The 21,398-nt window shown below is 57.9% G+C and carries 22 protein-coding genes and 1 tRNA gene; 16 read left to right on the plus strand and 7 right to left on the minus strand.

Annotated elements, in window-relative coordinates; translation table 11 throughout:
- Positions 1-206 precede the first annotated feature (206 nt).
- The 5 genes from HGP17_RS04070 to hflX all read left to right on the plus strand — a co-directional run bounded on the left by HGP17_RS04070 (position 207) and on the right by hflX (position 6,511).
- On the plus strand, positions 207-2,480 hold the full coding sequence (locus HGP17_RS04070; protein WP_168806155.1) for a PAS domain-containing sensor histidine kinase: 2,274 nt from the start codon (positions 207-209) through the stop codon (positions 2,478-2,480).
- Positions 2,470-3,834, plus strand: coding sequence for a sigma-54 dependent transcriptional regulator (locus HGP17_RS04075; RefSeq protein WP_168806157.1), 1,365 nt, complete (start codon positions 2,470-2,472; stop codon positions 3,832-3,834). Before HGP17_RS04070 ends, HGP17_RS04075 begins: the two co-directional genes overlap by 11 nt.
- A 49-nt stretch (positions 3,835-3,883) precedes the next feature.
- A complete protein-coding gene (locus HGP17_RS04080; protein ID WP_168806160.1) occupies positions 3,884-4,747 on the plus strand; it encodes a D-amino-acid transaminase in 864 nt (287 codons plus the stop codon).
- Between the two features lie 108 nt (positions 4,748-4,855).
- Positions 4,856-5,098 carry an RNA chaperone Hfq gene (hfq, locus tag HGP17_RS04085; protein ID WP_003539403.1) on the plus strand — a complete coding sequence of 81 codons (243 nt, stop codon included), beginning with the start codon at positions 4,856-4,858 and terminating at the stop codon, positions 5,096-5,098.
- Positions 5,099-5,176: 78 nt separating this feature from the next.
- Positions 5,177-6,511, plus strand: a complete 1,335-nt coding sequence (gene hflX, locus HGP17_RS04090) for a GTPase HflX (RefSeq protein ID WP_168806161.1) — start codon at positions 5,177-5,179, stop codon at positions 6,509-6,511.
- Between the two features lie 6 nt (positions 6,512-6,517).
- Here the strand turns inward: hflX and mazG are convergent, their stop codons facing one another.
- Positions 6,518-7,366 carry a nucleoside triphosphate pyrophosphohydrolase gene (gene mazG, locus HGP17_RS04095; RefSeq protein WP_168806163.1) on the minus strand — a complete coding sequence of 283 codons (849 nt, stop codon included), beginning with the start codon at positions 7,364-7,366 and terminating at the stop codon, positions 6,518-6,520.
- A 22-nt stretch (positions 7,367-7,388) separates the two neighbouring features.
- A complete protein-coding gene (locus tag HGP17_RS04100; protein ID WP_168806165.1) occupies positions 7,389-7,976 on the minus strand; it encodes a nucleoside deaminase in 588 nt (195 codons plus the stop codon).
- 294 nt (positions 7,977-8,270) lie between these two features.
- Between HGP17_RS04100 and cysG the strand changes: the two genes are divergently transcribed.
- The 5 genes from cysG to HGP17_RS04125 all read left to right on the plus strand — a co-directional run bounded on the left by cysG (position 8,271) and on the right by HGP17_RS04125 (position 13,287).
- Positions 8,271-9,707 carry a siroheme synthase CysG gene (gene cysG, locus HGP17_RS04105; protein ID WP_168806167.1) on the plus strand — a complete coding sequence of 479 codons (1,437 nt, stop codon included), beginning with the start codon at positions 8,271-8,273 and terminating at the stop codon, positions 9,705-9,707.
- Positions 9,708-9,710: 3 nt separating this feature from the next.
- Positions 9,711-10,025, plus strand: coding sequence for a DUF2849 domain-containing protein (locus HGP17_RS04110; protein WP_168806169.1), 315 nt, complete (start codon positions 9,711-9,713; stop codon positions 10,023-10,025).
- A 17-nt stretch (positions 10,026-10,042) separates the two neighbouring features.
- Entirely contained in the window at positions 10,043-11,719 is a 1,677-nt protein-coding gene (locus tag HGP17_RS04115; RefSeq protein ID WP_168806171.1) for a nitrite/sulfite reductase, read from the plus strand.
- 11 nt (positions 11,720-11,730) lie between these two features.
- On the plus strand, positions 11,731-12,243 hold the full coding sequence (locus HGP17_RS04120) for a DUF934 domain-containing protein (protein ID WP_168806173.1): 513 nt from the start codon (positions 11,731-11,733) through the stop codon (positions 12,241-12,243).
- Positions 12,244-12,474: 231 nt separating this feature from the next.
- Positions 12,475-13,287 carry a ferredoxin--NADP reductase gene (locus HGP17_RS04125; RefSeq protein WP_168806175.1) on the plus strand — a complete coding sequence of 271 codons (813 nt, stop codon included), beginning with the start codon at positions 12,475-12,477 and terminating at the stop codon, positions 13,285-13,287.
- Positions 13,288-13,341: 54 nt separating this feature from the next.
- On the opposite strand, the gene HGP17_RS04130 is transcribed toward HGP17_RS04125, so the two are convergent.
- From HGP17_RS04130 to HGP17_RS04140, 3 genes are all read right to left on the minus strand, one after another.
- The gene (locus HGP17_RS04130; protein WP_168806177.1) at positions 13,342-13,956 is read right to left on the minus strand and encodes a GntR family transcriptional regulator; all 615 of its coding nucleotides are present in this window, start codon (positions 13,954-13,956) and stop codon (positions 13,342-13,344) included.
- A 192-nt stretch (positions 13,957-14,148) separates the two neighbouring features.
- The gene (locus tag HGP17_RS04135; protein ID WP_168806179.1) at positions 14,149-14,355 is read right to left on the minus strand and encodes a hypothetical protein; all 207 of its coding nucleotides are present in this window, start codon (positions 14,353-14,355) and stop codon (positions 14,149-14,151) included.
- A gap of 255 nt (positions 14,356-14,610) precedes the next feature.
- Positions 14,611-14,862: a GlsB/YeaQ/YmgE family stress response membrane protein gene (locus tag HGP17_RS04140; RefSeq protein WP_168806181.1), complete on the minus strand. Its 252-nt coding sequence runs from the start codon at positions 14,860-14,862 to the stop codon at positions 14,611-14,613.
- Between the two features lie 375 nt (positions 14,863-15,237).
- Between HGP17_RS04140 and HGP17_RS04145 the strand changes: the two genes are divergently transcribed.
- From HGP17_RS04145 to HGP17_RS04160, 4 genes are all read left to right on the plus strand, one after another.
- Positions 15,238-15,313: transfer RNA gene (locus HGP17_RS04145), tRNA-Lys, on the plus strand.
- Between the two features lie 476 nt (positions 15,314-15,789).
- Positions 15,790-16,266: a hypothetical protein gene (locus HGP17_RS04150; protein ID WP_205925786.1), complete on the plus strand. Its 477-nt coding sequence runs from the start codon at positions 15,790-15,792 to the stop codon at positions 16,264-16,266.
- Positions 16,267-16,927: 661 nt separating this feature from the next.
- Entirely contained in the window at positions 16,928-17,131 is a 204-nt protein-coding gene (locus HGP17_RS04155; RefSeq protein WP_168806185.1) for a hypothetical protein, read from the plus strand.
- 98 nt (positions 17,132-17,229) lie between these two features.
- Complete coding sequence (locus HGP17_RS04160; protein ID WP_168806187.1) at positions 17,230-17,598, plus strand: hypothetical protein; 369 nt, start codon at positions 17,230-17,232, stop codon at positions 17,596-17,598.
- A 178-nt stretch (positions 17,599-17,776) separates the two neighbouring features.
- Here HGP17_RS04160 and HGP17_RS04165 read toward each other — a convergent pair whose 3' ends face one another.
- On the minus strand, positions 17,777-18,079 hold the full coding sequence (locus HGP17_RS04165) for a PsiF family protein (RefSeq protein WP_168806189.1): 303 nt from the start codon (positions 18,077-18,079) through the stop codon (positions 17,777-17,779).
- A gap of 270 nt (positions 18,080-18,349) precedes the next feature.
- Here HGP17_RS04165 and HGP17_RS04170 point away from each other — a divergent pair, with 270 nt between their 5' ends.
- Together HGP17_RS04170 and HGP17_RS04175 are read left to right on the plus strand one after the other, a co-directional pair.
- On the plus strand, positions 18,350-19,102 hold the full coding sequence (locus HGP17_RS04170) for a cytochrome c biogenesis CcdA family protein (RefSeq protein WP_168806191.1): 753 nt from the start codon (positions 18,350-18,352) through the stop codon (positions 19,100-19,102).
- A 92-nt stretch (positions 19,103-19,194) separates the two neighbouring features.
- Positions 19,195-20,157, plus strand: a complete 963-nt coding sequence (locus tag HGP17_RS04175; protein ID WP_168806193.1) for an AEC family transporter — start codon at positions 19,195-19,197, stop codon at positions 20,155-20,157.
- Here HGP17_RS04175 and HGP17_RS04180 read toward each other — a convergent pair.
- The gene (locus HGP17_RS04180) at positions 20,134-21,336 is read right to left on the minus strand and encodes a UbiH/UbiF family hydroxylase (RefSeq protein ID WP_168806195.1); all 1,203 of its coding nucleotides are present in this window, start codon (positions 21,334-21,336) and stop codon (positions 20,134-20,136) included. The two genes, HGP17_RS04175 and HGP17_RS04180, sit on opposite strands and share 24 nt — an antisense overlap.
- Between the last annotated feature and the right edge of the window lie 62 nt (positions 21,337-21,398).

The raw sequence follows: 21,398 nt of genomic DNA on the forward strand, positions 1-21,398 counted from the left end.
ATGACGATTCGTCTGGTGCATTTCAGTAAAAGCGAAGTTTTGCCAGATTTTTCAGTCTATTGCGAAAATGACCTGAAGTAGGATCTCGCTTATGGCGAGATCGAACGACAGTTCCCGCCTCTGCCTGTTGCTCGTGCTGATGCCCAAGGGTGGCAGTGCGGTTCGACCAGGGCGCCGACCGTCGCTCAGGCGTGGAGATGATGGGAATGATGCAGGACGCAGTGTCGCCGGCGGTGAGCGACGAGGCGGTCGTCAAGGTGACCGACCGTCGTGCTTCCTTTGCCCTGCCGGGCCTCATACTTGCCGGCGGCGCGCTTTTGTGTGCGATTGCCACGCTCCTCATGCTGCTCGGGCTTACCCCGGTTGCTCCGACATCCTCGGTCGTTTTTACCTCTGTCGTCATTAACGGCCTCTTCGTTCTCGGCCTGATCGCGCTGATCGCGCGCGAAGTCGCCCGGCTGATGAAAGCGCGCAGCCGTGGCCGCGCTGCTGCCCGCTTGCATATCCGCATCGTCGCCTTGTTTTCGATCGTTGCGATCACGCCGGCGATCCTCGTCGCCATCGTGGCAAGCCTCACGCTCAATGTCGGCCTAGACCGCTGGTTCGGTGTTCGTACCCAGCAGATCATCAGTTCCTCACAGAATGTGGCTCAGGCCTATCTGATGGAGAATGCGAGCTACCTGCAGGGACAGACGGTTTCGATGGCGAACGATCTGGAGCGCAATCGCTCGCTCTACAGCCTGGATAAGACCGGTTTTGCCGAGTTGATGACCCGTCAGGCCCGGGGCCGCGGGTTGCTTGGCGCTTTCCTCGTACGCCGCGACGGCAGCGCCATTGTCCAGGCTGATATCAAGACTGAACGCCCGCTGCCGGCCATTCCGAAGGACGCGCTTGATTCATCGGCCAACGGTCAGCCGACCCTCATTCCGCCCGGCGTGACCAATCTCGTCGGCGCCGTGATCAAGCTCGATGAACTTCCCGGCTCGTTCCTTTACACGGTCCGCGCGGTCGACCCGCGCGTCATGAACGCGATGCGCATGGTAGAAGACAACACCGTCGAGTACAAGGCGATGGAAGAGGGGCGCATGTCCCTGCAGATCGCCTTTGCGGTGCTTTACATCGGCTTCGCGCTCATCGTGCTGCTTGCCGCGATCTGGACCGCGATCGCGATTGCCGACCGCATCGTCAGGCCGATCCGTCTTCTGATCAGTGCGGCTGATAATGTCGCGTCGGGTAACATGAACGTGCTGGTGCCGGTGCGCTCGGCGGACGGCGATGTCGGCAGTCTTTCGCGCACGTTCAACAAGATGATCTCGGAGATTCGCACACAGCGTGACGAAATCCTTGAGGCGAAGGATGAGGTCGATGATCGCCGGCGCTTCATCGAGGCGGTGCTGTCCGGTGTGACGGCCGCCGTGATCGGCGTCGAACAGGATCGTCGCATCACGATCGCCAATACATCGGCCGAGGATTTGCTGGCGCTGACGAGCGAGGAGCTTCTTGGCAAGAATCTGGTCGATATCGCCCCGGAAGTCGATCAGGTCGTGACCGAGGCGACGACGCGCCACCGCAGCGATTTTCGTAAGCAGATCGGCCTCGTACGCGGCGGCACCGTGCGTACGCTCAGTGTGCAGGTGACGCGCGAGGAATCGCGTGACGCGAACGAATCCTATGTCATCACGCTCGACGACATTACGGATCTCGTTATTGCGCAGCGCTCGACCGCCTGGGCCGATGTCGCACGCCGTATCGCGCACGAGATCAAGAATCCGCTGACACCGATCCAGCTGTCGGCTGAGCGCATCCGCCGTCGTTTCGGGAAGAATATTGCTGACGTCGACCGCCCGGTCTTCGACCAGTGCACGGACACGATCATCCGGCAGGTGGGCGATATCGGCCGCATGGTCGACGAGTTCTCTTCTTTCGCCCGCATGCCCAAGCCGACGATGGAGCCGAGCGATCTGCGCGACATCCTGCGGGATGCGGTGTTCCTGCGCGAGATGGGCAACAACCATGTTAAATTCGAACGCGAACTGGGCGACGAACGTCTCGAGGGCATGTTCGACACGCGAATGCTCGGCCAGGCCTTCGGCAATCTCATCAAGAATGCCGTCGAGGCGATTGAAGGCGTGCCGAGCGCCGAGGCGCGCGAACAGCCGAAAATTCTTGTGCGGACATCGCTGGATGCCGACCGTGATCGCTTCACCGTCGATGTCATCGACAACGGTCGCGGTCTGCCGGTGGAGAACAGACACAGTATTCTCGAACCTTATATGACGATGCGTGAGAAAGGCACCGGCCTGGGTCTCGCCATCGTCAAGAAGATTATTGAAGACCATGGCGGGCAGATCGAGCTTCACGACGCACCCGCCGATTTCGACCAGGGTAGAGGGGCCATGATCCGCGTGCATCTGCCGCGCCGTGAGCAAGCCGCCGTCGCCCACCCAGAAAGTGATAAGGAAAGCGTCTATGGCATCTGATATTCTCGTAGTCGACGACGAGGAAGACATTCGCGAAATCGTTTCGGGAATTCTTTCGGATGAGGGTCACGAAACCCGCACCGCGCATGACAGCGACAGCGCGCTCGCCGCGATCTCCGATCGAGCGCCACGGCTGATCTTTCTCGATATCTGGATGCAGGGCAGCAAGCTCGACGGTCTGGCGCTGCTGGACGAGATCAAGGCGCGCCATCCGGATCTCCCGGTGGTTATGATCTCCGGTCACGGCAATATCGAAACGGCCGTTTCCGCCATCAAGCGCGGCGCCTTCGACTTCATCGAAAAGCCGTTCAAGGCCGATCGCCTGATCCTGATCGCCGAACGCGCTTTGGAGAATTCGAAGCTGAAGCGCGAGGTTTCCGAGCTGAAGCGCCGCACCGGCGATGCCGTTGAGCTGATCGGCACCTCGGTCGCCGTTTCGCAGCTACGCCAGACGATCGACAAGGTCTCGCCGACCAATAGCCGTGTGATGATCTTCGGTCCGTCCGGTTCGGGCAAGGAGCTTGTGGCCCGCATGGTCCATAAGAAGTCGACCCGCGCGAACGGCCCTTTCGTGGCGCTGAACGCGGCGACGATTACGCCGGAGCGCATGGAGATCGCGCTGTTCGGCACCGAGGGATCGCCGGGGCAGGCGCGCAAGATCGGCGCCCTTGAAGAAGCCCATCGCGGCATCCTTTATCTGGATGAAGTCGGTGAGATGCCGCGCGAGACTCAAAACAAGATCCTGCGCGTGCTGGTCGATCAGCAGTTTGAGCGTGTTGGCGGCTCCAAGCGCGTCAAGGTGGACGTCCGCATCATCTCGTCCACCGCTTACAATCTCGAAAGCCGCATTGCCGAGGGCCTGTTCCGCGAGGATCTCTATCATCGGCTCGCCGTCGTGCCCGTGCGCGTGCCCGCCCTTGCCGAGCGCCGTGAGGATATTCCTTTCCTCGTCGATCAGCTGATGCGCCAGATTTCCGAGCAGGCGGGTATCCGCTCGCGTCGGATCGGCGATGACGCCATGGCGGTTCTGCAAGCGCATGACTGGCCCGGCAATATTCGTCAGCTGCGCAACAATATCGAGCGTCTGATGATTCTGGCGCGCTCGGACGGTGCGGAAACGCCGATCACGGCGGAAATGCTGCCGACGGATCTCGGCGACATGCTGCCGAAGGTCTCAGCCAAGAACGATTATCACATCATGACATTGCCGCTGCGTGAAGCACGCGAAATGTTCGAGCGTGATTATCTGATCGCCCAGATCAACCGCTTCGGCGGCAACATCTCGCGTACCGCCGAGTTCGTCGGCATGGAGCGCTCGGCGCTGCATCGCAAGTTGAAGTCGCTCGGCGTCTGAGCGACCGCTCGACATCGCAAACATTACAGAGTTCGGATCAGGGGCTTTCATGCCGAGAATAGCTTATGTCAACGGCCGCTACGTCAAGCATAGCGACGCTACGGTGCATATCGAGGATCGCGGCTATCAGTTTGCCGATGGGGTCTACGAGGTTTGCGAGGTTCGTCATGGCGTGATCGTCGACATGACGCGCCATCTCGACCGTCTCAACCGCTCGCTGGGCGAGCTGCGCATTGCCTGGCCGATGACACGCTCTGCGCTCGTTCTCGTGATTCGCGAGACGCTGCGCCGCAATCATGTTCGCAACGGTCTGTTTTATCTGCAGGTGACGCGCGGCGTTGCCCGGCGCGATCATGTCTTCCCGCCAGCCGGCACGCCGTCTTCGATCGTCGTCACCGCCAAGAGCACCGATCAGTCCGCGATTGCCAAGAAGAATGCCAACGGTATCAAGGCAATCACCGTCCGTGACAATCGCTGGGACCGGGTCGATATCAAGTCCGTCGGCCTGCTTCCCAACGCGATGGCTCGCCAGCAGGCCAAGGAAGCCGGCGCGCAGGAAGCGATCTATATCGACCATCACGGCATGGTAAAGGAAGGCGCTGCAACCAACGTCTGGATCGTCGATAACGAGGGCAATCTCGTTACGCGTCCGGCCGAGCACGGCATCCTGCGCGGCATCACGCGCACGACCCTGATGGATGTCGCAGCCAAGCTCGGAGTGACAATTGTCGAGCGTTACTTCTCGGTCGAAGAGATGATGCAGGCCCGTGAAGTCTTCATCACCGCGGCCACAAGTATCTGTTTTCCGGTCGTTTCTATCGATGGCGAGACCATTGCCAATGGTCATCCGGGCAGCATGTCACAGAAAATTCGCGAAGCCTTTTTCGACGTTGCGGAAAAGACTGCGATTTGATACCAACATTCGCTGGGGGGGAGAGAATGAGGGTATCTCCCGTCCGGGACCTCTGTATATCATGACATTTAACCGACCTGGGTCGGCAAAAAAGAAAGAAGCGGCGCGATGGCGGAACGTTCTCAAAACTTGCAGGACTTGTTTCTTAATACTGTTCGCAAGCAAAAAATTTCACTGACAATTTTCTTGATTAACGGCGTGAAGCTCACGGGTGTCGTTACTTCGTTCGACAATTTCTGTGTCCTGCTCCGCCGTGATGGCCACTCGCAGCTCGTCTACAAGCACGCGATCTCGACAATCATGCCGGGTCAGCCGATGCAGATGTTCGAGAGCGAAGAAGCTGCATCCTAACCAGGACTTCCTACTATCACGACACGCGATACCAAAAATGATTCCCTCATCCCGGAGACTGTAAAGCACCGGGATGATATGCGCGCTGTTGTCGTCGTGCCTGTGTTGAAACAGGCCCGCGCAGCGCGTTCCGCCCAGGCCGACAGCGCCATATCCGTCTCTCGCCCCCCGGAGAGCCGGTTGGAGGAGGCCAAGGGTCTCGCGCTTGCGATCGACCTTGAGGTTGTTAGCGGTTCCATTGTCTCGATCAATGATCCGCGGCCGGCAACATTGCTCGGGACCGGCAAGATCGAGGAAATCCTTGCGCTGCTTGACGAGTTCAATGCCGGCCTGGTCATCGTCGACCATCCGCTGACCCCGGTGCAGCAGCGCAATCTCGAAAAGGCATGGAACGCCAAGGTCATCGACCGTACCGGCCTCATTCTCGAAATCTTCGGCCGGCGCGCCTCCACCAAGGAGGGCACGCTGCAGGTTGAGCTTGCACATCTGAACTATCAGAAGGGTCGGCTGGTTCGAAGCTGGACCCACCTTGAACGCCAGCGCGGCGGTGCCGGCTTCATGGGTGGTCCCGGTGAAACCCAGATCGAAGCTGACCGGCGCATGCTGCAGGAGCGGATTATCCGACTGGAGCGCGAGCTCGAGCAGGTCGTTCGCACCCGCCAGCTTCACCGCGCCAAGCGCAAGAAGGTGCCGCATCCGATCGTGGCGCTGGTCGGCTATACCAATGCCGGCAAGTCGACGCTGTTCAACCGGATCACCGGTGCCGGCGTGCTGGCGGAAGACATGCTCTTTGCCACGCTCGACCCGACTTTGCGCCGCATGAAGCTGCCGCACGGCCGCACCGTTATCCTTTCCGACACGGTCGGTTTCATTTCCGATCTGCCGACTCACCTGGTTGCCGCGTTCCGTGCGACGCTGGAAGAGGTGTTGGAAGCCGATCTGATCCTTCATGTCCGCGACCTCTCGGACGACGACAATCAGGCCCAGAGCGCCGACGTCCTGCGGATCCTCAACGATCTCGGCATCGGTGAAGCCGAGGGCGCAGAACGCATTGTCGAGGTCTGGAACAAGATCGACCGTCTGGAGCCAGAAGCGCACGATGCCATCGTGCAGAAGGCGTCCAATACGGAAAACGTCATAGCTGTCTCGGCAATCAGCGGCGAGGGCGTCGATCGCCTGATGGATGAGATCAGTCGCCGCCTCTCCGGCGTGTTGACGGAAACCACGATCACCCTGCCGGTGGAAAAGCTTGCGCTGCTGCCTTGGCTCTACAATCACGCTATCGTCGATAGCCGTGAGGATAATGAGGATGGCACGGTGACGCTCGAGGTGCGCTTGACCGAAGCCGAAGCCGGCGAGCTTGAACGGCGCATGGGCAATGGCCCGAAGCCGCAGCGTGAAGACTGGGAGTAGGCGGATTTAGGCCGACTTCACGCTGTCCAACTGCCGCTCGATCGCTTTTGCCGACTGCCAGATCTCTTCCATCCGCTCTAGCGAGGCGCCTTCCAGCGTCTCGCCATCAGCTTCAAGCGTCGTTTCGATGTGATGGAATCTGCGCCGGAACTTCGTGTTCGTCCCGCGCAGCGCCTGCTCCGGATCGGTTTTCACATGACGGCCGATATTCACGACCGCGAAGATCAGATCGCCGAGCTCGTCGCTGACTTTGGCCTGATCGCCGCTTGCAAGCGCGACCCTCAATTCACCGATCTCTTCTTCGATCTTGTCTAGAATCGGTTCCGGCGCCGACCAATCGAAGCCAACCTTGGCGGCCCGTTCCTGCAGCTTCAACGCCTCGGTAAGGGCAGGGAAGGTCCGCTGTACCGAGCCCAGAAAGCCGTCCTTGAAATCCTCGGTCATCCCGCTTCTGGCGCGACGCTCGGCCCGTTCGCGCTTTTCTTCGGCCTTGATTCGATCCCATTGCAGCGTCACCGCATCTTCGGTCTTGGCATCGGAGACGGCAAAGACATGCGGATGGCGGCGGATCATCTTGCGGCTGATGGCCTGCACGACGTCGCCGAACGAGAATGCGCCAGCTTCCTCCGCGATCCGCGAATGGAAGACGACCTGCAAGAGCAGGTCGCCAAGCTCGTCGCAAAGATCGTCATTGTCCTTGCGCTCGATCGCATCGGCCACTTCGTAGGCTTCCTCGATCGTGTAAGGCTTGATGGTCTCGAAGGTCTGGACGATGTCCCAAGGGCAACCGGTTTCGGGATTTCGCAGCGCCGCCATGATGTCGATCAGGTCGGAAATGTCTCGCGATGCTTCCATCGTTGCCTCGGGTCTTGTTCTGTCAATTCAACGGGATGTCGTTGCTACCCTTCGACGCCTGGTAGTTGTCGGAGAGATCGGCATAGGCTTGCTTAATACGCGCGGTCTGATCCTTCAACTCGCCTTTGCGCCTATCCTCTTCGGTTTCCACGAGATCGGCGATGGCAAAGCTGTTCCAGAATGCGTTCTGGCGGCGGTAACTACCCGGTTCCAGGCCGAAGACCTCTTTCAGGATCTTGAGATCGTGCGGAATGGCGAAAGCATCCCGAGAATCCTCGTGGCTGAAGAAGTAGTAGAAATTGTCGAAGCCGGCCCAGGTGATTGCCGACATACACATGGTGCAAGGTTCGTGCGTGGACAGGAAAATAAGATCCTTGGTCACCGGCTTTTCGCCCAGCTCGTAGAAGCGCTTCAGGGCGTGAACTTCGCCGTGCCAGAGCGGGTTTTCCAGCTCGTTATTGGTCTCTGCGATAACGAGCGAAAGATCCGATTTGCGCAGGATGGCGGCGCCGAAAACTTTGTTGCCGGCGGCCACGCCGTTGCGGGTCAGAGGCAGGATGTCGTGCTCGACGACGTTGAGGAGGCGTGCAGCGATGCTATTGTCGGACAAGGGTTTTCTCCAGCGATTTTCGCTGCAGTCTATCGGGATCGCAAATGCGGCGGTACGTGGAAATAACTTAAAGACTATGTTTGCCACAAGCAATAAAGCAGCCTTCAAAGGCAGCTCAATCGTAAAAGTCTATAGATTTTATATATTTATTGCAATCTGCTTGCGTGGTGAGTTTTGCTCAAATCCGCTAGATGTCGAGCAAAAGAATACGCGCTCGCCCGAGCATTAGAATTCTGTTTCTTCATTCTCCTGGCCGCAAAGGCGATATTCGGCGAACCTTGAAGTGGAATGATGATGCCTCCCAAGACTGACCAGCTTTCGGTGTTTCCTGCCTTCTTTCGCGTAGAAGGAAAGGTTGCTGCTGTCTTCGGCAATGGCGATGAAGCCTTTGCCAAGGTGCGGCTGCTGATGAACACGCAGGCAAAGATCCTTGCCTATGTGCAAAAGCCCGAGGCTGACTATCATGCCTTTCTGATTGCCAACCGCATCGAGATGGTGCGGGGAGACTTCTCGGCCGAGCAGGTCAGAGGCGCCGTATTGGTTTTTGCTGCAACTGGCGATGCCGAGGCGGATCGGACGATCGTCGCTGCCGCGCGTGCAGAACGAATTCCTGCAAACGCCGTCGATCAGCCGGATCATTGTGATTTCTACACGCCGGCACTCGTCAACCGCGCCCCTGTTGCGGTTGCCATCGGTACCGAGGGTGCCGGTCCGGTGCTGGCGCAGATGATCCGCGCTCAGATCGACCAGATGCTGTCGCCGTCGCTCGGCAAGCTGGCCGAGCTTGCGACGTGTTTCCGCAAGCCCGTAGAGCGCATCGTGCCGCGCGGCGTTGCCCGCCGCATCTTCTGGCGGCAGTTCTTTTCAGGGCCTGTCGCCGATGCCGTCAATGCCGGCCATATCGTGCAGGCGGAGCAGGCGGCCGAAGAGTTGCTGCAGTCCTCGCGTGAGGTCGAGGGCCGCGTCTGGCTCGTCGGCGCCGGCCCGGGCGCGGAAGATCTGCTGACGCTGCGTGCCCAGCGCGTCATGATGGAAGCCGACGTCATCGTCTATGATGCGCTTGTGCCGCAGGCGATCGTCGATATGGGTCGCCGCGACGCCGAGCGACTGTCGGTCGGCAAACGCAAGGGATGCCACAGCAAGTCGCAGGAAGAAATCAACGATCTGTTGGTGCAGCTTGGTCGTAATGGCAAGCGCGTTGTGCGGCTGAAGTCGGGCGATCCGCTGGTTTACGGCCGCGCCGGCGAAGAAATGGCGGCCTTGCGCGCTGCCGGTATCGGCTATGAGATCGTTCCGGGAATCACCTCGGCCTTCGCGGCCGCTGCTGATTTCGAACTGCCGCTGACGCTGCGCGGTGTTGCCTCATCGCTGGTCTTCACGACTGGTCATGATCTGACGGGCGATGTTCTTCCCGATTGGGCACGGCTGGCTGTATCCGGCGCGACGATTGCCGTCTATATGGGACGGACGGTTGCCGCCTCGGTTGCCGGTCGCCTGATGCAAGCGGGTCTGCCGCCTGAAACCACCGTTGCGATCATAGAAAATGCCAGCCGTCGCGATCGTCGCCTGATGCATGGTATACTGCGGGATCTGCCTGATCTTGAGCATCGCGATGAACTCAGCGGTCCGGTGATGGTGATTATCGGCGACGCCGTTGCCGGTGCGAATTTCGAACAATCCGAGCCTCTGGTCCGTCGCGAGACCGTTGCTCAAGACTATGCAAGGAGCTGATTTATGGTCGACAAGGTTTTGACCGCAAACCGGCTCACCGATGGCGTCGCCGTTTGGCTGAACGCAAATGGTGAGTGGACGATGTCGCTGCAGGAGGCGCTGGTTGCACGCCATGCCGAAGCCGAGGCGGCGCTGGAAGCGATCGGCAAGCAGGCCTATGCCGACAACAAGGTCGTGGACGTCAATCTGATCGACGTACAGGAAACCGGCGGCAAGCTTTGGCCGCTGCGCCTGCGCGAGCGCATCCGCGCCGAAGGCCCCACCATGGAATACGCGCCCGGCTACGCCGCGGCCGATCCCGATTTCATTGCAGTCTGAGAAGCCCCGAGGAAATCATGTATCGTTACGATGAATTCGACCACGCCTTTGTTGCGGAACGGGTTGCCCAGTTCCGCGATCAGGTGGAGCGGCGCCTCTCAGGTGAGCTTTCCGAAGATGCCTTCAAGCCACTGCGCCTGATGAACGGCGTTTATCTTCAGCTGCACGCCTACATGCTGCGCATTGCCATTCCCTACGGCACGCTGAGCTCGCGCCAGATGCGCATGCTGGCGCATGTCGCCCGCAAATATGACCGCGGCTATGGCCATTTCACCACCCGTCAGAACCTGCAGTTCAACTGGCCGAAACTGTCCGAGATGCCCGACGCGCTCGCCGATCTCGCCTCCGTCGAGATGCATGCGATCCAGACTTCGGGCAACTGCATTCGCAACGTGACGGCAGATCATTTCGCCGGCGCTGCGGCCGACGAAGTCGCCGATCCCCGGCCTTACGCCGAAATCCTGCGCCAGTGGTCCTCCGTTCATCCGGAATTCTCGTTCCTGCCGCGTAAGTTCAAGATCGCCGTCACCGGTGCCGAGCGCGACCGCGCCGCCATCCAGGTGCATGATATCGGTTTGCATCTGAAGAAGAACGACAAGGGCGAAATCGGCTTTGCCGTTTACGTCGGGGGCGGGCAGGGCCGCACGCCGCTCATTGCCAAGCTGATCCGTGACTTCCTGCCGGAAGAGGATCTCCTGTCCTACACGACGGCGATCATGCGCGTTTACAACCTGCATGGCCGTCGCGACAACAAGTATAAGGCGCGCATCAAGATCCTGGTGCATGAAACCGGCGCTGAGGAGCTGGCACGCCAGGTCGAAGTCGAGTTCGACAAGCTGAAAGACACAGAGCTGAAGCTGCCGGAAGGCGATGTTCAGGCGATCTCTTCCTATTTCGCGCCGCCGGCGTTGCCGCAACGTGCCGAAGGCTGGGAAAGCCTGGCGCGCTGGAAAAAGGCCGATCCGGACTTTGCGCGCTGGGTGCAGCAGAACGTTCAGCCGCATAAGAACCCTGACTACGGCATGGTGACGATCTCGCTGAAGCCGATTGGCGGCATTCCAGGCGATGCATCGGATGCCCAGATGGAAGTCGTTGCCGATATCGCCGAGGAATACGCTTTCGACGAAATCCGTGTCAGCCACGAGCAGAATCTTATCCTGCCGCATGTGGCGCTTGCCGACCTGGAAGCCGTTTATCGTGGTCTTGTCGCTGCTGGTCTCGAAACTGCCAATGCAGGCCTGATTACAGATATCATTGCCTGTCCCGGTCTGGACTATTGCGCGCTGGCCAATGCCCGCTCCATTCCGGTCGCGCAGGAAATCTCCAGACGCTTCGGCTCGGCTGAACGGCAGGCTGAGATTGGTGAGCTGAAGATCAAGATCTCCGGCTGCATCAATGCCTGTGGGCATCACCACGTCGGCCACATCGGCCTGCTTGGCGTCGAAAAGAAGGGCGCGGAGCTCTATCAGATTACGCTTGGCGGCTCCGGCGACGAAAATACCTCGATCGGCGAGATCATCGGCCGCGGCTTCGAGCCTGAGAAAGTTACGGATGCTATCGATACCATCGTAGACACTTATCTCGGCCTTCGCCTTGATCCCTCCGAAACCTTTCTCGTTGCTTACCGTCGCGTCGGGCCACAGCCGTTCAAGACTGCGCTGTACGGCGCGTCCTCGTCGGCCGAAGCAGCTTAAGGAGACCGACTATGACGAAGATCTGGCGGGAAACCGGCTTTGTGGAGAATGATCCTTGGGTCATCGAGACCGACGACGTGAAGGCGACCGAGACTGAGAAGCCGCTGCTTGGCCTCGATGCGCTGATCGCGAAAGCAGAAGAAAGCAACGAGGCCGGTCTCGGCGTCGTCATCAAGCCGGCTGACGACGTGAGCCGGCTGCAGCCCTATCTCGATCGCCTCGATATAGTCGCTGTCGCTTTCCCGGCGTTCAGCGATGGACGGTCCTTCAGCCATGCGTCACTGCTTCGCCAGCGCCTGGGCTATACCAGCGAGTTACGCGCGGTCGGCGACGTGCTGATCGACCAGATTCCGCTGATGCTGCGTGTCGGCATCGATAGTTTCGCCGTGACGAATGAGACAGCGCTGAAGAGACTTTCGGAAAATCGACTGCCAGGTATTCCGCACTATTATCAGCCGACTGCCCGTACGGCCGAAGGTGGACAGACGTATAGCTGGCGGCGCTTGCCGGCAAAGTCCGCTTGATGGGATAAGGCTTGCGCTTGCGGCAATTCGGAAGTGTCGGATTGCCGCTTTGAGGCCTATCGATAGATGACCTGTTGCCGCATTGGAAACTTGACTGAAATATGCATATTTCAGTCCTGTCGCAGCTGATGGAATGGAATGCCTTTCAATAAGGGCTATATTATAATATCAGCATCGCGCAATGAGCCTGCCAGGAAAGACGTGAAAGATTAATTCGGGATCCGAAACAGAATGAACGCACCCGCAAAATCAGATGAGTTCGCTTCAGCAGTACCGGCCGGCGTTTTTGCCGAGAAGGTGTTGAGCGTCACGCATTATACCGACCGGCTCTTTCGTTTTACCATGACACGGCCGCAAGGCTTCCGTTTCCGCTCGGGCGAGTTCGCCATGATCGGCCTCATGGTCGAAGGCAAGCCTCTTTACCGTGCCTATTCGATCGCAAGTCCTGCCTGGGCCGACGAGCTTGAGTTCTTTTCCATCAAGGTGCCGGATGGTCCGCTGACCTCGCACCTCCAGAACATCAAGCCCGGCGATGAGGTGCTGATGCGCAAGAAGCCGACCGGCACGCTGGTTCTGGACGCGCTGACACCAGGCCGCCGCCTGTACATGTTCTCGACCGGCACCGGTATCGCGCCGTTTGCGAGCCTGATCCGCGATCCGGAAACCTATGAAAAGTTCGAGGAAGTCATCCTCACGCACACCACTCGTGATGTTGCCGAGCTGAAATACGGTTTCGATCTGGTCGAGGAGATCCGCAACGACGAGCTGTTGAGCGAAGTGGTCGGCGACAAGCTGCGTCACTACGCGACTGTTACTCGTGAAGATTTTCCTTTCACGGGCCGCATCACCGACCTCATCGAGAATGGCAAGTTTTTCACAGACATTGGCGTGCCGCCGCTCGACCCCGAGATCGATCGCGGCATGATCTGCGGCTCTTCCGCCATGCTGAAAGACACCAAGGGTCTGCTTGAAAAGGCCGGCCTGAACGAAGGTGCCAACAACAAGCCGGCCGAGTTCGTCATCGAACGCGCTTTCGTCGGTTAAGCGAATTTGCCACTGATAGAATGATGGGCGGCTTCGGCAACGAAGCCGCCTTTTTCATGCGCCTGCAAGGTAGTCAATCAATGCCGCCATTGCCGCCTCAGCCTCAGCGGAATTCGCGCCGTAAATGGCTTCGATGGCCCGGATGTGCATGGCGATCGATCGGTCCATGCGATCATGCGTTCCCGTTGAAAACCAGAGCCGGCGGGAATGTGTCTGCACCGGTCCAAGCGCCGCCGTGATAAAATCGTTGGGGCAGGCGGCTTCGAGAATCTCATCAAAGGCTTTGTCGACCGCAAAAAAGCCGGGCAGGTCGGCGGTTGCGGCGCATTCTCTCATCACGCGCGCGCATTCCCGCAACTCGCGGCGCTGCTCAGCGTCGGCATGTGTTGCGGCAAGAGCGGCTGCGATCGGCTCGAGTTCCCGTCGCACCTGCATGACATATTGATGATCCTCCGGCCTTATCTGGGCGATCTGCAGCCCGACGCGCGGCCGCACGTGGATCAGTCCCTGCCAGGCAAGCTTCTGGATCGCTTCACGGACCGGCGTGCGCCCATGCCCCGCCATCTCGATCAACTGCTTTTCAGTGACAAGCGCACCGGGTTTCAACTCGAGCGTGACGATCGCATATTCCAGCGCAAGATAGGCAAGATGGCTGAGCGAATTCTGCATTGAGAGGTATGTCCGATTGGGCTCGACATGATTTCAGAGTGTCATCTGCCATCTTCGAAGACAACCAAGCGTGATATATCAACGCAAGCCCTAGGCCGGATCATTTTTGGTATTCGGCATTTCTCATCCGGATCGTCGCCGAGTAACGACGATCCCGATCGATGTTCACAGATTGATGGAGATAGGCCGGGCCTACTGCCCGATCGCGGCGGAAAGGGTTGGCGGCCGTCTCTTGGCGGCCATCAGCAAATCCAGCTCCGTCGAAGACGGTCCAAACTTGTAAAAGAGGCGCCTGGCTTCAGCGTCGTCGAGGCGGTATTTCCGCGCAAACTCGACAATGCTGTAGGGGCGACCGCGCATGACCTTGCGATTGGCTATCCGATTGGTGTTTTCCGTCATGTCTCCAACCTCCTTTCGGTTCCGTATCAATAGATAGCGCTGAGGACGCGGTTGGAAAGGCCCTAAGGCCGCTATAGCCGTTTCGCCGTGATTTTGTGCGTTTGAAATTTCTGGTCTTTTTGCTGTTTGTCGCCTCTACAGAGCGGGAGTATTCGATTTTCTTTTCGGTGAGATAGGTGCCGCGCCAGGCAACAAAAAAGGAAGGCGGTGTGCGCCGCCTTCCTCTTTCTCGTCCCGAATATGGAATGACTGCCGCTAACGTCTGATCAATCGACCGACGAAAATCAGGATGCAGGCACCGATAAAGCCCGTGATCAGATAGTTGATCAAGGCGCTGTTGAAGGGCAGCGTAAAGCCAACCTGCCTGAACAGCCAACTCGCAACCAGTGCTCCGACAATACCGAGAACAATGTTCATGAAGATGCCGGTATTGCTCTTCATGACCATTTCTGCGAACCAGCCAGCAAGGCCACCAATGATAATTGCTGCAATCCAACCGACTTCCATAAGGTCCTCCTGAGACTCGGGCGGGTTGTTCACATACGTTGATATACACCAAAAACGATTCGTACCCCAATTGTTGAGAGTCGGCATTCCGAACCGTCAGCCGAAGGCAATCCTGATTATTGAGGGAAATTATTACGGCTGTTGCGGTGCAACGAGAATCATTTGTCTTGCAGAGTTCTGCCTCGTTGGTCCACGAGGCTTCAGTTTTTGATGGAGAAGACCAATTTCCGGTGCAGCCGTCCTTCAATTCGGCGCCTCAAGCTGAGGAAAAGCGCTCATACGCCCCTACAACCATGATTTTATGGGTTGACCGCAATAAGGCGTCTGCATATGTTCCGCGCACTTCCAGCCGGGGCGGAAATGCCCGCGGAAAGGGAGAGCGTAGCTCAGTCGGTAGAGCAACTGACTTTTAATCAGTAGGTCATGGGTTCGAATCCCATCGCTCTCACCACCTTAACAATATGTTTTTGTTGTACTAATCAAGTATTAGATCATTCGATCACGCTGGGTCGGTTTGCAAAATTTTTCTCAGCCCATACTGCGGCTTACAATCAGCGCCATTGCTGAATTCTCGACGCGAACGGGCCTGCCTAAATAGGCAAAGTCTTCGTGAGGCGGTAACGCCTTTGCGATATCGTCTGCCTCTGATTGCAGTTGGCTTTCGCTTCCAGCTCACCACGCATTCTGATTCCTTCGATGTCGGCCTCTGAGTTTAGATGATTGCGTATACGCTCAAGCGACGATCCCGACGTTTCAGAACGAAACCCATGCCGATATAGAGCTCATCGAGACGCTATGGTCTTCAAAAGCGCCGTCACGGAAAAATGAGCGGTCTACCAGTGGCTTCCAGACTGGCAAAAGCTATCGATCTGATAGTAAAATGACCACCGCTGGTTTGACGGTTGATGAAGACGATGGACGTGCGTGATGGAATCCTTGGCTGAACTCTCGTTATGGGAAATCTACGCAATCGTTTGCGGATTGTTGGGTGCTTTAGGCATCCTGTTCGGTATGGTGGCCAGGAGGAGGTTCGCGTTCGCTCCGAGTGTGTTGCCGCTGATCGCGATCGCATTGACGACGCCTGTGACCGAGAGGTTTGTGATCCCGGTTTTGGTGCAGCAGTATCCCGTGGTTTTCGCCAATAAGGATCTGCCGAAGAAGATCGATCAAAAGACCACGCTGACAAAAATAGATCTCACGGATCATATCTACAGCTACTTTTACGATCTGGATCTCGATGACGATTGGTTTGACGCTCCGCTCGTCAAATCCGCCCAGCTTCCGGACCTATGCAGCTTCTTGCTGCCGAAGTTTGTTTCCGGAGAAGCGTCCCTGGCTAATTATGTTTATCAGCTCAAGGGGAAGGACTATTCTTTCTCGGTGGATAGCTCAGATTGTTCATAATGCTCAAGGGCAGGGCTCATTGCTTTGCCCGTTTTGCGCGGGAGGCGCGGGTGGTTGCGCTGTTCCGCGCCCACTTAGTTACCCCATGGCCGAGAGTGCAATGACAGCAGCAGCCGTCAGGCCACCGAAGACGGGCAACAGAGTAAGCATGATAAGTCTTGAGAGCTTTCTCTTCTCGATCGAAGTCACGATCAACGTCCTCGCAAATCGGCGAAATTGAAATATCCGCTGCTCGCTAACTTTAGTCAATTGTCGTATTATAATATTCGACGTCGCTAAAAGCATGGCAAATTATTTTTTGTCGGCGGCGGTCTTGCGAATAGTGGTGGCTGTGGGGGAAGAGAGTGCGTCCGACGAGGGGGCGAAGGTTGAGTTCCCACATCGCCGGACGCTGCGAAAACGATAATCAAGCAACCGTTTTCGCCGTCTCCGATGCAGTGCGGGCATCGGGGAACATCGTGAATAATCCGGCGATTTCTGTGAATGCCGGTTTATGACTTGGAGCTTATACGCGGCCATCATCCGGATAGTTTCAGCGCCCGATACTATTTTATGGTGTTAAATGAACCGACATTGTTCGCGCCTTATTTGATCCCGAAAAGCTTGTCAGGAACCTAATGAGCTCGCCCGTGTTTTCTTTTCAGACGATAGGAGAACGACATTGGCAAACGATCAATCCGACGAGCGCGGTCGCGAAAAGGAAAGCAACCAGCCCCTCGCAAAAATTCAGCATAGTCGGGCGCATGAACCCGATCATCGCGCTGACCCTGACGGGGAAAGCACGCTTGTTGCCGATCCGCGCAACAGACTTGTCGATGGCAAGGTCGACCCGGAGACCAAAGAGAGAGAGCCGAAGCGAGAGTAGGCTTTGACGGCTTGCGACCGACTGAAGGGCACTCTACTCCTTCTATTGACCACTCTCGCCCAGCGTGCATAAGTCCCCCGTCTTAGGGGGGATATCCAATGAAATTGACAGGATTTGTGTTCGTCGCCGCTTCGGCGATGTCTCTTGCTTCGTGCGCGATGACGGTGCCGGTTGCCGTCATATCGGGCAAGGGTGATGTTATGCGCGGAACATCCACGGCGTCGATGTCCGGCGGAAGCTTTCAGGTCTCCGGCAAGCTCAAGGGAAAAAAGACCGATTGTTCCGGCACCTATGATGCGTTCGACACGTCCGTAACCATTTCCATGCCGGTTCGATGCTCCGATGGTCGCAAGGGCTTTGTCATCGCAACGAGACAGGCGAATGGCATCGATGGCTCAGGCCGGGTTCGGCTGACGGATGGAACGGAAGCGGATTTCGTGTTCGGTCGCGCAGCGGCAGATTTCTAGCGGATTGTGATTCCGCACTGGCGACATGCGGGCGCATGGCCGGTGACCCTCCTAATCGCTGCGTTGGGAGATGCGATCGGGATTACCGTGAAATAACCGTCACTCAAATATCAGGTCGATCAACTTTACCGGCGATGAGACGGCAAAGTTGATCGTTTTCAAATATGCGTCTTAGCGCTTACGCCTTGCCACCGTTCTTCTTGCAGTCGCTCCGGAACTTGGAGCGAGCTTTGCCATGCAGGCCCTTGGCGTCGGCCTGAGTCGAGCACGCCTTGGATACAGCGGTCTGCGCCGGCTTCGCTGCCTTAGGCTTCATCGTGGAAGACTTCATCGAGTTGGTTGATGTCGTCGTGGTGCTCGGCGCCGTTGCGCTTGGTGTCGTTGTGGTGGTGTCCGTGCTTGGGGTTGCCGTCTGGGCCATCGCGCTGACGCTGAAGAGGGCTACAAAGGCTGCAGTCGTGAACATGGTCGCAATTCTCATGGGGGCTTTCCTCCGTTAAATAAGCTTAGGTGGAATGTACGTTGTTCTACGAACGAGGGCAGCTTGGACTGAGAATTGGGCGAAAAGTGAATTCTTTCATTTGGTTCCCGTGCGGCGTTTTGTCGCGCATGTGGATAGGCCCATTTGCAGCGGGAAGGACGGGACTGCCTCTGATTGCTTTGCGTTCAGGTTGCCACCCGCGAAAAGGTGATTGGCTTTCCGGCTTTCGCAACGTTAGGAAAAGGCGAAATGACATAGCCGGAGTTCACCGTGTCGCTTGCCGATATTTCGATTCTGAGCGCCTTGCTTGCCGGGGCGCTTTCGTTTCTCTCGCCGTGCGTATTGCCGCTCGTGCCGCCCTATCTTTGTTACATGGCCGGCATTTCCGTCGAACAGTTCCGCAATGGTGGGGCGGCCGTCGCTGAAAAGCCGAGCGTTCGCGGCAATGTGCTGATCTCGGCGCTTTTCTTTACTCTGGGCTTTGCCACAGTATTCGTTGCACTGGGAGCCGGCGCATCGTCCATCGGTCTGCTGTTGCGTCAGCATCTGGACATCCTCGGTAAGATCGGCGGCCTTATCATCGTCATCATGGGCCTGAACTTCCTTGGCGTCTTTCGCATCGGCCTTCTTGCGCGCGAGGCTCGCTTCCAGGGCAGCGGCAAACCGGCGACACTGACGGGTGCCTATATTATGGGGCTCGCCTTTGCCTTTGGCTGGACACCTTGCATCGGGCCGGTTCTCGGCGCGATCCTCGGCATCGCCGCCTCGCGTGAGACGGTCGGCGCCGGCGCAGGGCTTCTGGCGGTCTATTCGTTGGGCCTGGCCGTTCCGTTCTGGATTGCCGCAGGTTTCTCAGGCGCTTTCATGAGCTTTCTGTCGCGCTTTCGCCGCCATCTCGGTACGGTCGAAAAGGCCATGGGCGGCCTTCTGGTGCTCACGGGCCTTGCCTTCATTTTCGGCTATGTCAGCGATATGGCCATATGGTTTCAGCAGACCTTTCCAATCCTGATGAAAATCGGCTAAGCCGGGCCTGATGAAAATCGGCTAAGTCGGGGCGATATATCTCGCCCCCAATCTTCCCTGATAAAATGGAGCATTCAGGATGGCTCACACCCATGTCTGATATCGTCGGTCTGCTGCTCCCATTTTTCGGCCTGATCCTGATCGGTTATATCGCCGCTCGCGTTACCCGGCAGCCAGCCGAAGCGCTTGGATGGCTCAATACCTTCATCATCTATGCCGCCTTGCCGGCGCTATTTTTCAAGCTGGTGTCGCAGACGCCGATCGAACAGCTCACCCGCATCGATTTCATCGTTACCGATATCGTCGCGACCTATATGATTTTCCTGGCGCTGTTTGTCGTCGGTCGTTTCCTGCGCCGCAATTCGCTGGCCGATAGCACGATCCAGGCCTTCGCCGGCGCTTATGGCAACATCGGCTACATGGGCCCTGGACTGGCGCTGCTGGCATTGGGAGAAAGAGCCGCCGTTCCGGTTGCGTTGATTGTCTGCTTCGAAAACTCGCTGCACTTTATCGTCGCGCCGGCTCTGATGGCGCTGGAGGGTGGCGACAAGCGATCCGCCTGGCGGGTTGCGGCGGATATTGCCCGCAAAGTGCTGCTGCATCCCTTTATTTTGTCGACTGCACTCGGCTTCCTTGTTGCTGCTCTTTCTCTCCCTCAGCCGGAAGCCTTCACGCGCTTCGTCAATTATCTTGCACAGGCGGCAGCGCCGTGCGCGTTGTTTGCCATGGGCGTGACGCTTGCCCTGCGTCCCCTCAAACGGATCCCCGTCGAAGTCGGCTACATCGTCCCGGCAAAGCTGATTTTACATCCGCTGCTCGTCTATATCGTGCTGCAGTCTGTCGGCGGCTTCGATCCGATCTGGATCGAGGCGGCTGTTCTGATGGCAGCGTTGCCTACGGCGACGAATGTCTTCGTCATCGGGCAGCAATATGGTGTCTGGCAGGAGCGGGCTTCCGCGACAATCCTGATCACCACGGCATGCTCCGTGGTGACGGTTTCGCTGGTGCTTTATGCGATGAGAACCGGAATGCTACCGGCGCAGCTTTTCCCTTAACATCGAGGGAAAGCTGCGCAGGCTGCCGCCAGGCTCGATCCCCTCACGCATCACGATATTTCTGAGCGGCGCCACGGCGGACAACACATGCAAGCCTGCCGCGCGCAGCATCTGCACCGGCAGGAAATCCGAAAGGAGCGAACGATTGAGGAGGTCGACGCTGGCTGTGCGGCTGATGATGTCGGTGCGTCTCTTCCGGTCAAAACTATCGCCAGCCGATGCGGCGATCGGTTGATCGGAGTGGGCACACAGGATGTCGGAGAGAACCAGTATGTCTCGCAGGCTCAGGTTCAGCCCCTGCGCGCCTATGGGAGGAAAGACGTGCGCGGCCTCGCCGATCAAGGCGGCACGGCCCTTGCCGAAGTGATGTGCCGTCATGCCCGACAATGGCCAGACCTGCACATTGTCCTCGATCGTCACCCGGCCCAGCATCGATTGCATGCGATCTTCGACCAGCTGCCCCAGTTCTTCCAGCGATTTTTCCGCGTTGACGGCTGCCTCTGCCGGCTTTTGCACCCAGACGAGACTGGACCGTTTGCCGGGCAGCGGCACTTGCGTGAAAGGACCGCTTTCCGTGTGAAACTCCGTCGAGATATTCTGATGCGGCAGCGAATGTTCGAAATTCAGAACCATCGCCGATTGCGGATAGGACCATCCCTTGACCTTGATGCCCAGGGTTTCGCGCACCATCGAATTGCGCCCGTCGCTACCGACGACGAATGCGGCGTCGATCTCTTCGCCGTTGTCGAGCGCAATCGCCGCACCGTTGTCGTGGAATCTGATGCTGGACGCGGTGGCTTCGATCCGCGTGATGTTGCCTTCGGACGCAATAGCCTCGGCCAAACCGTTCAGCAAGACCGAGTTCGGGATGTTATAGCCGAAGGCATCGAGGCCGATTTCGGATGCGCGGAAGGAAACGGTCGGCGCTCGCAGCAGCCTCGAAGTCCCATCGATGATCCGCATGGTCTTCAATGCTGCAGTCGAAGGCGCGATCTTCTCCCACAAGGTCAGGCGTTCGAGAAAGCGGATCGATTGATCCATGAGCGCCGTAGTCCGCTTGTCCGCTTTATTGTGCGGTGCAGCAACGAGAGCGACAGATCTGCCGCCACGCGCAAGCGCGAAGGCGGTGATCATGCCGGCCAAACCACCACCGATGACGGCTACTTCAATCTGCTTCATATCGATGCCTCAATTGACTCTGTTTTCCGAAAATAAGCGCTTAGCCTGTTGAAATCCATGGG

It is taken from the genome of Rhizobium sp. P38BS-XIX, from assembly GCF_012641435.1.
Classification (GTDB): Bacteria; Pseudomonadota; Alphaproteobacteria; order Rhizobiales; family Rhizobiaceae; genus Rhizobium.